Below are 13,533 nucleotides of genomic sequence, written 5' to 3'. Positions count from 1 at the left end.
TCCAGCTGATCAGACCGTCGCCCGGCGCATCGTGGTGAATCCGCCGACGAAGAGGGCCGCTGCCGCGACGGCCAGGACGCCGGTCAGCCCGGCGGCGCTGAGATCGGTGAGGAAATCGCCGATCGCCGCCCACGCGTCGGCCCAGGACGCGACGAGAACGCCGGCGAGCAGCAGGGTCGCCTGACCGGCGATGAAGACGGCCAGGCCGGTGACGTTCCAGCGGCGGTAGACGATGCCGAACCACATGCCGTAGACGAACAGCAGCCCCAGGCCGACGAAGGACGTCAGCCAGGTGAGGTACCACGGCCCGTCGAGAAGGTAGGAGATCCGGAAGAAGTGCAGGTCGACCCCCCAGCCGCCGGTCGCCCCCTCCACGGCGTACAGCACGGTGAGGGCGACGGCGTCGGCCGCCGAAAGGGCGACGGCGAGGGCCGCGGTCCCGAGATAGTAGGAGCGCCGGCTGAGACCGAGGGCGAGCCCGAACGGCAGCGACCGGTGCGTCGCCATCAGACCGCCGACGAACATCCAGACGTACAGGGTGGCCAGCCCAGCGGTGTGAATGCTGGTGGGCACCGCCGTCGAGACGATCAGATTGATGAGCATGCTGAACACCGTCAGAGCCCAGGGCACCGTCAGGTAGATCGGCCGCTGGGTGAGGTGGTATCGCCCGACGTTGACGATCGTGCTCCAGGTGGTCACGCGCTCGCCCTCTCAGCTCGCTCGCTTTCGGAACTCTCGTTGTCGGATCGCCCGGCGGCATGGATCAGGACCTGCTGCAGTGACAGGGGTTCCAGCCGCAGGTGCAGATCGCGGGCGCGTTGCAGGTCGGCGCCGCCGAGCGGGCCGGCGATCACCACCGATTCGTGTGCCGCGACCCGGCGCCGGTCCTGGCCGGGCCGGTCGGGACGGTCGGCCAGAAGCTGCGCCACCGCGGCGGCCGGGCCGCTCACCGCCGTGTACGCACCCCGGAGCTCATCCGTGGGCGCGTCGAGGACCACCCGGCCGCGGTCGACCATCACCACCCGCTCCAACAGGGCGGCGGCCTCGTCCACCAGGTGGGTGGACAGCAGGATCGTCCGAGGATGCTCGGCGTACTCGGCGAGCAGCCGGTCGTAGAACAGCTGGCGGGCAACGGCGTCGAGCCCGGCATACGGCTCGTCGAACAGGGTGATCTCGGCCCTGGCCGCCAGGCCGATCACGATGCTCAGTGCCGAGCGCATCCCGCGGGAGAGCTTCTTGACCGCGCGGTCCGGCGGCAGGTCGAACTCGCCTGCCATCGCCGCGGCCAGGTCACCATCCCAGTTCGGGTAGAACCAGGACGCCGCTTTCAGCGCGTGCCGCACCTTGAAATCCGGAAAGGTCTGGTCCTCGCGGATGAGGACCAGGCGGCGCAGTATCGCGTCGTTTTCGAGCGGGTTCGCGCCGAACACCAGAACCCGGCCCCGCGATGGCAGCTCCTGGGCCGCGATCATGCGCAGCAGGGTCGTCTTGCCGGCACCGTTACGCCCCAGCAGGCCCGTGATGGACGGACCGTCGATGTCGATCGTGACGTCGTCGAGGGCACGGTGGCCGCGGTAGTGGCGAGTCAGCCCGCGGACCGAGATGGCGGCCGTCACAGCGAAACACCTCCCTGGACTCCGCTGGCCTCGCGGACCAGCTCAACCAATGACTCCCCGTCGATGCCGAGGCGCTGGGCCTCGGCGACGAGCGGCCGCACGAAGCGCTCCGCGAAATCCCTGCGACGGTCGGCCAGCAGCCGCTCCCGCGCACCGGCCACCACGAACATGCCGATACCGCGGCGTTTCTCCAGCAGCCCGTCGTCGATCAGCACGTTGAGCCCTTTCGCCGCGGTGGCCGGGTTGATCCGGTAGAAGGCCGCCATCTCGTTGCTGGACGGCACCCGCTCGCCTTCCGCGAGCGATCCGTCGGCGATCTCGTCGGCCAGTCGTTCCGCGATCTGGGTGAACAACGGGGTCCCACCATCGAGCACTGCCACCCCCCACTCCGTCAGGGCCATCGGTTGCCAGGACCATCGGTTCGTTACTCAACTAATGTACCCACGAAGTAGGGCCGGGTCCAGACCTCGACGCCGCCGGCAATTGAGGCAAGACCCATTGCACTAAATGGGCTACGCTGACCCTGTCGATGTCCGACATCCACCAAAGGCTCAACGCATCAGCAACTGGAGTGGGTTGTGACCAGTACCGTGCCCGTGCCCCCCGCGTGCCCGATCGACCCGGCGCGCGACGACCGCAAGTCGGCGGTGCTGGCAGCACAGCGGGTGCATGCCGATCCCGGGGCGCGGGTCGTCGGCAAATTCGCCTTCGGCCGCGAGATCCTGCGCAGCGGCAGCATGCTGCAGGCCGGCGCCGGCTCCGACCAGATGAAGTCCGCGGGCCAGTACGCCTCCGTCTTCTTCCTCGACGGCGAGATCCACAAGCGCCGCCGCACCGCGATCGCGCGCTACTTCACCCCCAAGGCCATCAACACCCGCCACCGCCTGGTCATGGAGAAGACGTCCGACGAGCTGCTGGGCAAGCTCCAGGCGGCCGGGGGCGGGAACCTCGACGAGCTCAGCTACGAGCTCGCCGTCGCGGTCGCCGCGGAGATCGTCGGACTGACGAACAGCGACCAGCGGGCGATGGCGAAGCGCATCCAGGCGACGCTGCTCGGCACCCGGCTGCGGGGCATGCATCCCGCCGTCCGGGTCCCCGCGCAGGCGGTGACGGCCGTGCACGCGCTGCGGTTCTTCCGCAACGACGTGCGCCCGGCGGTCAAGGCGCGGCGGGCGGAGCGGCAGGACGACGTCATCTCGCACCTGCTGGACGAGGGCTACCCGGACAAGCAGATCCTCATCGAATGCATGACCTACGCGGTCGCCGGCATGGTGACCACGCGGGAGTTCATCGTCATGGCGGCCTGGCACCTGTTCGACCACGCCGAGCTGCGCGACCGGTTCACCGCCGGTGACGAGGCCGAGCAGACCACGATCCTGGAGGAGATCCTCCGGCTGGAGCCGGTCGCCGCCATGCTGCACCGGCGCGCCACCGAGGACGTCGAGCTGGGCCCCGGCTCCGCCCGCCGCGACGAGGTGCTCGCCGTCGACATCCGGGCCGCGAACGTCGACCCGGAGACCGTCGGCGAATGCCCGTTCGCCCTCGACCCGGACCGGGCGAAGCGCATGCGGACGGTCGGCACCTTCATGAGCTTCGGCGACGGCAGCCACCGCTGCCCCGGAGCCCAGGTCGCGATGGCCGAGACCCGGGTGTTCCTCGACCGGCTGTTCCGCCTGCCCGACCTGCGCCTGGTGCAGACCCCCGAGATGACCTGGTGCGACGGGCTGATGAGCTATGAACTGCGCGGCGCGAAGGTAACCTGCGGCAGGGCGTGACCGACCGCCGCGAAGGTGATCCGCCCACAGGGGGCAGGGGCAGGCAGCGGAATCCCGAGCTTCGGATTTTGGCTGCTACCGAGCAAGTGTGGAGGATTTTCGTCGTTCTGGCAGCCAGAATCCTCCACTCTTGCGGATTGCCAAACGAACCTGCGTCCCTTTTGTCTCTCCTGGAGTGAATTGCCGGCGCGGCGTGACGGTGCCGGATCCCTGGGGGTGGTCAGGCGGCGAGTGGACACGGGCCGCCGGGCCGATGCCGGCGGCTTCGAACCCTCGCCGCTTCTCGCGATTCTGCTACATGCTCTCCGACGGCCGGAATCGTCAACTCCTGCGATTGTCAGATGAATTCCCGGCCCCGTTTACCCGAACTCCTGGCCGGCGGCCGCGTGGACGACGATGACCTCCAGGGTGCGGGGGCCGTGGACGCCTTCGACCCGGTTGAGCTCGATGTCGCTGGTCGCGCTGGGGCCGCTGATCCAGGTGAGCGGGCGGGTAGCGCCGGCACCGTCCAGGTGGGCGATGGCGTCGGCGACGCTGGCCACGATCTGGTCCTCTCGGACCACGACCAGGTGGTAGTCCGGGATCAGGGTCAGCGCGCGGCGCCCCTGGCCGGGGCCGCCGTCCAGGACGATCGTCCCGGTCTCGGCGATCGCCAGCACGCAGCCGGTGATGACCCCGTCGGCGGCGTCGAGGTCGCGCACGGACAGCGGCGGGTCGTCCTCGAGGAGCTCGACCCCCTCAGGCAGCTCGGCCAGCTGCGCCAGCTCGGCCAGCCACGAGGCGGGTAGCCCGGCCGGGCGGACGAGGCGGCGCACCCGCCGTTCGGCGAGGGCCGCGGCGACGGCTCCGGCCACGCTCGACGGTTCAGCCGAACCGCCGACGACTGAGCCCGGTTCCACGGAACCGCCCGTGGCGACCCCCGAGGGGCCGGCGGGCGTGGCGGTCGCGACCGCCGGTACCTGGCGTACCAGTGCGTGGTAGTCGAGGAGACGGTCCACGAGCACCTGGGCGGCGATACCCGGAGCAGCGCCGGCAGGGACGCTCGCGGAGCCCTGCCCGGCCAGCCGGTAGTCACGCGACACCGGCGCCGGCTCCGGCCGGTCACCGAGAGCCGTGCGGACCCGGGCCAGAACCTCGGCGCGGGCCGCAATGGTCGGACCAGCGGACGGGCCGGTCCGGCCAGCGGATGGGTCGGTCCGTCCAGCGGACGGAGCAGCCGGACCAGCGGACGGAGCGCCTGCCCCGGCGCCCCGGCGGCGCCAGGTTCTCATCGGTCACCGCCCTCGGTTCGCCGGGCCCACTGCTCGCGGAAGGTCTCCGCCGGTGGGAGCGGAAGATCCCGGCTGGTGGTCCAGGCGGCCAGTGGCGGCGGGAGCAGCGTGATGCGGCCGCGCCGCCTACCGAGGAACCGGCCCAGCCGGGCCATGCGCAGGGCCGCCGACCATCGGCGCGGGGAGGCCATCACCCACGCCGCCGTCCTCATCACCCCCCGTTCGACCGGGTGCTCATGCCCCGTCTGTTCCACGGTCTGGCCGCGCAGATGGACCAGCATCGACGGGATGTCGATCGCGACCGGGCAGGCCTCGAGGCAGGCACCGCACAGCGTGGAGGCGTACGGCAGCGACGGATTGTCGGCGACACCGGTGAGCTGGGGCGAGAGCACCGCCCCGATCGGGCCGGGGTAGATCGAGCCGTACGCGTGCCCTCCGGTGCGCTCGTAGACGGGGCAGACGTTCAAACAGGCCGAGCAGCGGATGCACCGCAGCGCCGCCCGCCCGGCCGGGTCGGCGAGGGTGGCGGTCCGCCCGTTGTCGAGCAGGACGAGGTGGAACTCGTGTGGCCCGTCACCGGGGGTGATGCCCGTCCAGAAGGAGGTGTAGGGGTTCATCCGCTCACCGGTGGACGAGCGGGGCAGCAACTGCAGGAAGATCTCCAGGTCGCGCCAGGTCGGCACGATCTTCTCCAGGCCCATCACGGTGATCAGCGTCTCGGGCAGGGTGAGGCACATCCGGCCGTTGCCTTCGGACTCCACCACCGCCAGGGTGCCGGTCTCGGCGACCGCGAAGTTGGCGCCGCTGATCGCGACCCGGGTGCGCAGGAACCGTTCGCGCAGGTGGCCGCGGGCCGCCTCGGCCAGCGCGGCCGGGGAGTCGGTGAGGTCGGGGCTGGCCGGCACGCCGCCCGCGGCGCCCATCCGGCGCAGGAAGATCTCGCGGATCTCGGCCCGGTTGCGGTGGATCGCCGGCACCAGGATGTGACTGGGCCGGTCCTCGCCCAACTGGACTATCAGCTCGGCCAGGTCGGTCTCCCAGGCCGAGATGCCCGCCTCGGCGAGCGCCTCGTTGAGGCCGATCTCCTGGGTCGCCATCGACTTGACCTTCACGACCTCCTGCGCGCCGGTGGCGCGGACGAGCCCGGTGACGATCGCGTTGGCCTCGTTCGCGTCACGGGCCCAGTGCACCGTGCCGCCCCGGGCGGTGACCTGCTCCTCCAGCTGGCACAGGTACTGGTCCAGATGGGCGAGGACGTCGTCCTTCACCGCCGCGCCGGCGGCCCGCAGCTCGGCCCAGTCGTCCAGCTCGCCGACGACGGCCGCACGCTTGCGGCGGATCGTGCCGGTCGCATTGGCGATGTTGCGGCGCAGCTGGGTGTCGGCGAGCGCCCGGCGCGCCGCCTGCGGGAACGGCTCGTCACCGCGCAGCGCGCCGACACCACGCGGCGCCGTCGGCATACCGAGAAACGTCGCGGCCGAGGGCGAGGCCGAGGTCTGGCTCGGAGTCGGGGTCGGGGTCGGGGTCTTCATGCCACCTTCGCAGGCTCGCTCGCGAGGATCTCCGCCAGATGCACCGGCCGCACCCCGGCGCGCAGCCGGGACAGCCCGCCGCCGATGTGCATCAGGCAGGACGAGTCGCCCGCGGTGATGATCTCGGCTCGGGTGTCGAGAATGCCGCGGATCTTGTCGGTGAGCATCGCGGTGGACGTGTCCGGGTTCTTCAGCGCGAACGTGCCCCCGAAGCCGCAGCACGACTCGGCCGCCGGCAGCTCCTCCAGCTGGATGCCGCGCACCGCGCGCAACAGCCGCAGCGGAGCGTCGCCGACGCCCAGCATCCGCAGCGAATGGCACGTCGGGTGGTAGGTGACCCGGTGCGGGTAGTGCGCGCCGACATCCGTCACGCCCAGGACGTTCACGAGGAACTCGGAGAGCTCGAACGTCCGGGCGGCCAGGTCGGCGGCGGCCGCGGCGAGGGCGGTGTCACCGCGGGCGGCGGCCAGCCCGGCGTACTGGTGCCGGACGGATCCGACGCACGAGCCGCTCGGCGCGACCACCGCCTCGTAGCCCTCGAACGCCGCAACGGTGCCGCGGACCAGGCGCAGCGCGTCGCGCCGGTAGCCGGTGTTGATGTGCATCTGGCCGCAGCAGGTCTGGGCCAGCGGCACGTCGACCTGGTGGCCGAGCCGTTCCAGCACGGCGACGGTGGCCTGACCGACGTCCGGGAACATGCCGTCCACCAGGCAGGTGACAAGCAACGCGACCCGCATGGGCTCAGTCTCCTCCCGGCCGGACCAGCACGGGGGCGGCGGCCGGCGCCGGGCGAGACCGCGCCGGGACGTACCGCGCCGGGTGGGTGGTCCGGCGCACCAGGGCGCGCAGCGCGTCCAGGCTGACGTCGCCGCCCCGCCCGCCGGGGCTGCTCAGCGCGCCGTGGGCCCGGGCCTGCACGAGGATGTTGCCGATCGCGGTGGCCTCGGCCGGGCCGGCGAGCACCGGGCGGCCGAGCGCGTCGGCGGTGAGCTGGCACAACAGCGCGTTGCGCGAGCCGCCGCCGACGATGTGCACGACGTCGACCCGGCGACCGGACAGCGTCTCGGCGGTGTCGATGGTCCGCGCGTACGCGGCGGCGAGGCTGTCGAGCACGCAGCGGACGATCTCCGCCGGCGCCGCCGGCTCCCGCTGCCCGCTGGCCCTGGCCGCGGCGGCGACGCGGGCCGGCATGTCGCCCGGCGGGAGGAACTGTGGGTCGTCCGGGTCGATGACCGGCCCGCCGGATGCCAGCGCGCCGGCCTGGCCGAGCAGGTCGGCGAGCAGCGCCGGTCGCTGGTCCGCGCGGGGGGCCCACTGGCGTAGGCATTCCTGCAGCATCCACAGGCCCATCACGTTGTGCAGGTAGCGGATGCGGCCGTCGACGCCGGCCTCGTTGGTGAACCCGGCGCGGCGGCTCGCGGTGGTCAGCACCGGCGCGTCGAGCTCGACGCCGACCAGTGACCAGGTGCCGCAGGAGATGTAGGCCCAGTTCTCGCCCTCGGCGGGCACGCCGACGACCGCCGAGGCGGTGTCATGTGAGCCCACCGCGGTGACGGCGGTCGATGTCGGCAGGCCGGTCTGCTCGGCGATCCCCGGGCGTAGCCCGCCGATGACCGTGCCCGGGGTGACAAGTGGTGCGAGCAGGCCAGGCTCGATACCGGCCAGTCGGGCGAGGGGGGCGGACCAGGTCTGGTCACGGACGTCGAGCAGGCCGGTGGTGGACGCGTTGGTCAGCTCGGCGACCTGGGCGCCGGTCAGCCAGTACCCGAACAGGTCCGGCACGAGCAGCAGCCGGGCGGCTCCGGCCAGGACCGCCGAGGTGCGGGGGCCGGGTTTCCCGGCACCGACCCCCGCACCGGCCTCGGCGGCGAGCTGGTAAAGCGTGGTGAAGGGCAGGAACTGCAGCCCGTTGGCGCGGTACAGCTCGTCGGGATCGCTGGCGGCGTGCACCGCGGCGATGACCGCCGGGCTCGTCCGGGCGTCCCGGTAGTGGTAGGGAAGACCGAGCAGCCGCCCGGCCGGGTCAAGCAGACCGTAGTCCACCGCCCAGGAGTCGATGGCGACGGAGCGGGGAACATCACCCGCCGCCGCGACCGCACGCAGGCCCTCGACCACCTCTGAGTACAGGTGGCCGAGGTCCCAGTGCAGTCCGTCCGGCAGCGCCAGCGGCGTGTTCGGGAAGCGGTGTGCCTCGGTCAGGTCAAGCCGGTCGGGGCGCACCCGGGCGGTGAGCACCCGGCCGCCCGACGCGCCGATGTCGACCGCTGCGACGAGTGTCAACGGAGGAACGCGGCGGCGACGCCGGCGTCGACGGGGATGTGCAGGCCGGTGGTCTGGGCGAGGTCGCCGCCGGTGAGGGCGAAGACGGCCGCCGCGACGTGGTCCGGCAGGACCTCCCGCTTGAGCAGGGTGCGCTGGGCGTAGAAGGCACCGAGCTCCTCCTCGGGCACCCCGTAGACGGCGGCCCGCTTCGCGCCCCAGCCGCCGGCGAAGATGCCGGAGCCGCGGACGACTCCGTCCGGGTTGACGCCGTTGACCCGGATGCCGTGCTCGCCCAGCTCGGCGGCCAGCAGCCGCACCTGGTGGGCCTGGTCGGCCTTGGCGGAGCTGTAGGCGATGTTGTTCGGCCCGGCGAACACGCTGTTCTTGCTGGCGATGTAGACGATGTCGCCGCCGGTGCCCTGGGCGATCAGGGTGCGGGCGGCGCGCTGGGAGACCAGGAAGGAGCCGCGGGCCATCACGTCGTGCTGCAGGTCCCAGTCGGTGACGGTCGTCTCCAGCAGCGGCTTCGAGATCGACAGGCCGGCGTTGTTCACCACGATGTCGACACCGCCGAAGGCCAGGGCGGCGGCGGCGAAGGCCTCGTCGATCTGGTCGGGGCTGGTCACATCGGCGGTCACCCACACCGCCCGGTCGGAGGTGCCGATCTCGGCGGCGACCTTCTCGGCGGCGCTGCCGTCACGGTCCGCGACGACCACGCAGGCGCCCTCGGCGGCCAGCCGGTGCGCGATCGCCCGGCCGATGCCCGAGCCGCCGCCGGTGACGAACGCGACCCGGGTGGCCAGCGGGCGCGGCAACGGCTGCCGGGCCAGCTTCGCCTCCTCCAGCGACCAGTACTCGATGCGGAACTTCTCGGCCTCGTCGATGGGCGCGTAGGTGGAGACGGCCTCCGCGCCGCGCATCACGTTGATCGCGTTGACGTAGAACTCGCCGGCGACCCGGGCCGTCTGCGCGTCGGCACCGAAGGAGAACATGCCGATGCCGGGGACGAGCACGATCGCCGGGTCGGCACCGCGCATCGCCGGGCTGTCGCCGGTGGCGTGCCGCTCGTAGTAGGCGCGGTAGTCCTCCCGGTAGGCGGTGTGCAGCTCCCCCAGCCGGGCGATGACGGTGTCGAGCGGGGCGTCGGGCGCGGTGTCGAGCACCAGCGGGCGAACCTTGGTGCGCAGGAAGTGGTCCGGGCAGGAGGTGCCCAGGGCCGCCAGGGCCGGGTGGCGGTCGTGGGCGAGGAAGTCCAGCACGACGTCGGTGTCGGTGAAGCGGCCGATCTGGTGGCGGTCGGTGCTGGCCAGGCCGCGGATCACCGGGGCGAGCTCGGCGGCGCGGCGGCGGCGCTCGGCCGGTGCCAGCGGGGCGTTGGCGGGCACCGGCGCGCCGAACGGCGCCGCCTTGCCTCGCTCGGCGATGAAGCGGGTCGCCGTCTCGATGATCTTCAGCGAGTTCGCCTCACAGGTCTCTGAGGTCGGCCCCCACGCCGTGATGCCGTGCCCGCCGAGGATCGCGCCGATCGCCTGCGGGTTGTCCCGGGCGATCGCCGAGATGTCGAGGCCGAGCTGGAAGCCCGGGCGGCGCCAGGGCACCCAGACCACCCGGTCACCGAAGCACTCGCGGGTGAGGCGTTCGCCGTCGGCGGCCGTGGCCAGCGCGATTCCGGCGTCCGGGTGCAGGTGGTCGACGTGCGCGGCCTCGACGAGCCCGTGCATGGCGGTGTCGATCGACGGTGCGGCGCCGCCCCGCCCGTGCAGGCAGAAGTCGAACGCGGCGACCATCTCGTCCTCGTGCTCCTCGCCCGGGTAGACGTCCACCAGGGCACGCAGCCGGTCGAGGCGCAGGACGGCGAGGCCGTCCTCGACGAGGGTGCCGAGGTCTCCCCCGGAGCCCTTCACCCACATCAGCTCGACGGGGCCGCCGGTGACCGGGTCGGTCGCGGCCCCCTTCGCGGAGGTGTTCCCGCCGGCGTAGTTGGTGTTCCGGGGGTCGGAGCCGAGCCGGTTCGACCGTTCCAGCAGGTCGGCGACCACGTCGGCGTGCTCACTCATGATCTTCGGGTTCCCTCCGCCAGGCGGCGGCTGGGCGGGTGACCCGCCGCCGCACCACCAGAATATGAAACGTTTCATGAGCGCTTTCAGTCAAGCGCCTGCGATCGGTTTCCTTGGGTCAGATCAGATCAGGTCAGGCGTTCCAGCCGGCCTGCTGGCCGCCCACCCGCTCGGCGACGACACGCTCGCCGTAACCGGACCGCCGGTAGGCGCCGACCGGGTCGGGGTCCAGGCCGTCCTCCGTGCGCAGCTCGGCGAGCAGCGGGCGGACGTCGGTGTTGTAGGCGTCCATCAGCACCGCGTTCGCGCCGAGCACGTCGCCCTCCAGCTGGGCGGCGCGCAGCGCGTCCCGATCCACCAGAAGCGCCTTGGCGGTTGCTTCCTGGACGTTCAGAACAGAGCGGATCACCGCCGGGATCTTCGCCTCGATGTTATGACACTGGTCGAGCATGAAAGCGATGCCGCTCGACAGGGAATCAGCCCGGACGATCTCGTACATGATGCGGAAGAGCTGGAACGGGTCCGCCGCGCCGGCCATCAGGTCGTCGTCGGCGTAGAAGCGGGAGTTGAAGTCGAACGCGCCAAGCCGACCGGCCCGCAGCAGGAAGGCGACGATGAACTCGATGTTCGTGCCCGGCGCGTGGTGGCCGGTGTCGATGCAGACCGTGGCGCGCGGGCCGAGCTCCACACAGTGTGCGTACGAGGTTCCCCAGTCGGGGACGTCGGTCGCGTAGAAGGCCGGTTCGAACAGCTTGTACTCCAGCAGCATCCGCTGGTGCGGGCCAAGCCGGTCGTACACCTCGCGCAGCGCCTCGGCGAGCCGGTCCTGCCGGTCACGCAGGTCGTCCTGGCCGGGGTAGTTGATGCCGTCGGAGAACCACAGCTTCAGGTCCCGGGAGCCGGTGGCGTCCATGATGTCGACGCAGTCGAGCAGGTGCCGCACCGCCTTGCGCCGAACCCGGGGATCCGGGTTGGTGACGCTGCCGAGCTTGTAGTCGTCGTCCTGGAAGACGTTCGAGTTGATCGCCCCGATACGCACACCCTGGTCGTGCGCGTATTTCGCCAGCTCGGTGAAGTCGTCCACCCGGTCCCAGGGAATGTGCAGGGCGACGCTGGGAGCGGAGCCGGTGAACCGGTGCACCTGAGCGGCGTCGGCGATCTTCTCCTGGGGCGTCCGCGGCACACCGGCCTGGGCGAAGACCTTGAACCTCGTCCCGGAGTTCCCGTACGCCCAGGACGGCGTCTCGATCTCCAGTGACCGCAGCGCGGCCCTCACATTCGCCGGGTTCGGCATGGTCAGCACTTTCCTTGCGTCAGGGATATCAGGCGGGCGGTCGAGTCGGGAGCATCAAAGGTTTCAGGGGCTTCGGGCGTGTCCAGGGGGTTGGTGGAGTCGAGGTGAAAGACCTCCGGAACAAGCTGCATCGCCTCGTCGGGCATATCCGTGCCGAGCTCGACGAAGAAATCAGCCATCTCGGCCTGCCAGCGGGCGTTGACCTCGCTCGCCGCCATCCGGGCCCGGGCCAGGGCCAGATCGTCCGTCTCGACATAGCCGATGACCAGGCCGTCCGGGCGGAGGAAAAGTGAGTAGTTGTGCCATCCGGCGGCGCTCAGTGCCGCGCGCATCTCGGGCCAGACGGCGCTGTGCCGGCGCGTGTATTCGGCCGTCCGTTCTGGTTTCACCTGCAGGCAGAAGCAGTAGCGACGCACTGGCGCAGCCTCCTTGGACGATCCGGGTTCCGCCGGGCCGAGCGGGCGGGCGGCCGAGCGGCCGGGCGGCGGCAGGGGCCGGCTCACCGGCCCGGCGGAACCTGGGGCTCGGCGTGCCTCAGAAGTCGAAGTCGCCGATGTTGGTCGAATCGAAGATCGTCGGCAGGCCGAGCACGATCTCGCCCTTCGCGCCGATCGTGTACTTGCCGAGCCGACCAGCTTGGAACGTTTCACCTTCGGCGCCGGTGATCTGGCCGGACGCGAGCGCGACGCCGGCGTACGCGGCGAGGTAGCCGATGTCAGCCGGGTTCCACAGCGCGAACTGCTTGACCGTGCCGTCGTTGACGTACTGGCGCATCTGGTTCGGCGTGCCGAGACCGGTGATCACGACCTTGTCCTTGTAGGACGAGGTACTCACATAACGCGCCGCGGCGGCGATACCGACGGTCGTCGGCGACACGATCGCCTTGAGGTTCGGGTACGACTGCAGCAGGCCCTGGGTCTGCTGGAACGAGGTCTGGTCGTCGTCGTTGCCGTAGGCGATCTTCACGAGCTTGATCTTGCTGTTCTCCGGCTTGGCCAGCTCGGTCTTCATCACGTCGATCCAGGCGTTCTGGTTCGTCGCGTTCGGCGTGGCGGAGAGCACCGCGATCTCGCCCTCGCCGCCGATCTGCTCGCTGGTCATCTTCACCAGGGTCTGGCCGATGCCCTCGGCGGTCGCCTGGTTGATGAAGACGTCCCGGCAGTCGGCCGAGGCGTCGGAGTCGAACGCCACGATCTTGATGCCGCTGTCACGGGCCTGCTTCAGCGACGGGCAGACCGCGTTCGGGTCGTTCGCCGCGATCGCGATGACGTCCTGCTGCTGCTGGATCAGGGTGTTGATGTAGCTGACCTGCGACGACGCGGAGGCGTCGTTCGGGCCGACCAGCTTGTACTCGCCCTTGAGCTCGCCCAGGGCCTCCTTGCCGCCACCGGTCTCGATATCCGAGTACGGGTTGTTGAGCTGCTTGGGCAGGAAGGCCATCCGGACGTCCGACTTCAGCTCGGCGTTCGGGTTGGCGGTCGCGGCGCTGCCACCGGCTGAGGTGGCCTCGCTGTCGTCCTTCGACGTGCCGCCACAGGCGGTTAACGCAACGGCCACCACGGCCACCGCCGCGCTCAGGACCACCGCCCGTGACCTGCGGACACCGCTGACGCCGCTGGCCGACGTCCGGCGACGCGACCGGAACCGGGACGACTCCGGTGACATGGATTCCTCTGACATGAGCTGTTGTCCCTTTTTCTCAGTGAGGGAGCCGCTGACTGCGGAC

11 protein-coding genes and 1 pseudogene are annotated in these 13,533 nt (G+C 71.2%); 1 reads left to right on the top strand and 11 read right to left on the bottom strand.

Features of this window, described 5'->3' with window-relative positions:
- Nucleotides 1-9: 9 nt before the first annotated feature.
- From CcI49_RS09640 to CcI49_RS09630, 3 genes are read right to left on the bottom strand one after another with little or no spacing between them, the layout of a single operon-like run.
- Nucleotides 10-699 carry a hypothetical protein gene (locus CcI49_RS09640; protein WP_054570804.1) on the bottom strand — a complete coding sequence of 230 codons (690 nt, stop codon included), beginning with the start codon at nt 697-699 and terminating at the stop codon, nt 10-12.
- Complete coding sequence (locus CcI49_RS09635; protein WP_054570803.1) at nt 696-1,616, bottom strand: ABC transporter ATP-binding protein; 921 nt, start codon at nt 1,614-1,616, stop codon at nt 696-698. The genes CcI49_RS09640 and CcI49_RS09635 overlap by 4 nt, the downstream gene beginning before the upstream one ends.
- A complete protein-coding gene (locus CcI49_RS09630) occupies nt 1,613-1,990 on the bottom strand; it encodes a GntR family transcriptional regulator (RefSeq protein ID WP_054570990.1) in 378 nt (125 codons plus the stop codon). The genes CcI49_RS09635 and CcI49_RS09630 overlap by 4 nt, the downstream gene beginning before the upstream one ends.
- Nucleotides 1,991-2,194: 204 nt before the next feature.
- On the opposite strand from CcI49_RS09630, the gene CcI49_RS09625 reads away from it, so the two are divergent.
- The gene (locus CcI49_RS09625; RefSeq protein ID WP_054570802.1) at nt 2,195-3,391 is read left to right on the top strand and encodes a cytochrome P450; all 1,197 of its coding nucleotides are present in this window, start codon (nt 2,195-2,197) and stop codon (nt 3,389-3,391) included.
- Nucleotides 3,392-3,750: 359 nt separating this feature from the next.
- Here CcI49_RS09625 and CcI49_RS09620 read toward each other — a convergent pair whose 3' ends face one another.
- The 8 genes and pseudogenes from CcI49_RS09620 to rhaS form a co-directional block, all read right to left on the bottom strand.
- Nucleotides 3,751-4,542 carry an LUD domain-containing protein gene (locus tag CcI49_RS09620; protein WP_054570989.1) on the bottom strand — a complete coding sequence of 264 codons (792 nt, stop codon included), beginning with the start codon at nt 4,540-4,542 and terminating at the stop codon, nt 3,751-3,753.
- 116 nt (nt 4,543-4,658) lie between these two features.
- Nucleotides 4,659-6,194: a LutB/LldF family L-lactate oxidation iron-sulfur protein gene (locus tag CcI49_RS09615; RefSeq protein ID WP_054570801.1), complete on the bottom strand. Its 1,536-nt coding sequence runs from the start codon at nt 6,192-6,194 to the stop codon at nt 4,659-4,661.
- Nucleotides 6,191-6,931 (bottom strand): (Fe-S)-binding protein, encoded by a 741-nt coding sequence (locus CcI49_RS09610; protein WP_054570800.1) that lies wholly within the window; start codon nt 6,929-6,931, stop codon nt 6,191-6,193. Before CcI49_RS09610 ends, CcI49_RS09615 begins: the two co-directional genes overlap by 4 nt.
- 4 nt (nt 6,932-6,935) lie before the next feature.
- The gene (locus tag CcI49_RS09605) at nt 6,936-8,474 is read right to left on the bottom strand and encodes a rhamnulokinase family protein (RefSeq protein ID WP_076825776.1); all 1,539 of its coding nucleotides are present in this window, start codon (nt 8,472-8,474) and stop codon (nt 6,936-6,938) included.
- Entirely contained in the window at nt 8,471-10,513 is a 2,043-nt protein-coding gene (locus CcI49_RS09600) for a bifunctional rhamnulose-1-phosphate aldolase/short-chain dehydrogenase (protein ID WP_076825959.1), read from the bottom strand. Before CcI49_RS09600 ends, CcI49_RS09605 begins: the two co-directional genes overlap by 4 nt.
- 133 nt (nt 10,514-10,646) lie before the next feature.
- The gene (gene rhaI, locus CcI49_RS09595) at nt 10,647-11,807 is read right to left on the bottom strand and encodes an L-rhamnose isomerase (protein WP_116437377.1); all 1,161 of its coding nucleotides are present in this window, start codon (nt 11,805-11,807) and stop codon (nt 10,647-10,649) included.
- Nucleotides 11,808-11,905: 98 nt separating this feature from the next.
- Nucleotides 11,906-12,223 (bottom strand): annotated as a pseudogene (locus CcI49_RS44385) (L-rhamnose mutarotase); the annotation flags it as partial.
- Nucleotides 12,224-12,341: 118 nt separating this feature from the next.
- A complete protein-coding gene (gene rhaS, locus CcI49_RS09585) occupies nt 12,342-13,487 on the bottom strand; it encodes a rhamnose ABC transporter substrate-binding protein (protein ID WP_235498409.1) in 1,146 nt (381 codons plus the stop codon).
- Nucleotides 13,488-13,533 lie beyond the last annotated feature (46 nt).

It is taken from the genome of Frankia sp. CcI49 (assembly GCF_001983215.1).
In the GTDB taxonomy this organism is placed as follows: Bacteria; Actinomycetota; Actinomycetes; order Frankiales; family Frankiaceae; genus Parafrankia; species Parafrankia irregularis.
The sequence above is the reverse complement of the archived record's forward strand: the minus strand, read 5'-3'. Positions and strand labels throughout refer to the sequence as shown.

What these genes read in the sequence shown, in the direction of transcription:
- CcI49_RS09615 (WP_054570801.1), bottom strand. Translation starts at nt 6,194, where the DNA reads ATGAAGACCCCGACCCCGACCCCGACTCCGAGCCAGACCTCGGCCTCG.
- CcI49_RS09610 (WP_054570800.1), bottom strand. Translation starts at nt 6,931, where the DNA reads ATGCGGGTCGCGTTGCTTGTCACCTGCCTGGTGGACGGCATGTTCCCG.
- CcI49_RS09600 (WP_076825959.1), bottom strand. Translation starts at nt 10,513, where the DNA reads ATGAGTGAGCACGCCGACGTGGTCGCCGACCTGCTGGAACGGTCGAAC.
- rhaI (WP_116437377.1), bottom strand. Translation starts at nt 11,807, where the DNA reads ATGCCGAACCCGGCGAATGTGAGGGCCGCGCTGCGGTCACTGGAGATC.
- rhaS (WP_235498409.1), bottom strand. Translation starts at nt 13,487, where the DNA reads ATGTCAGAGGAATCCATGTCACCGGAGTCGTCCCGGTTCCGGTCGCGT.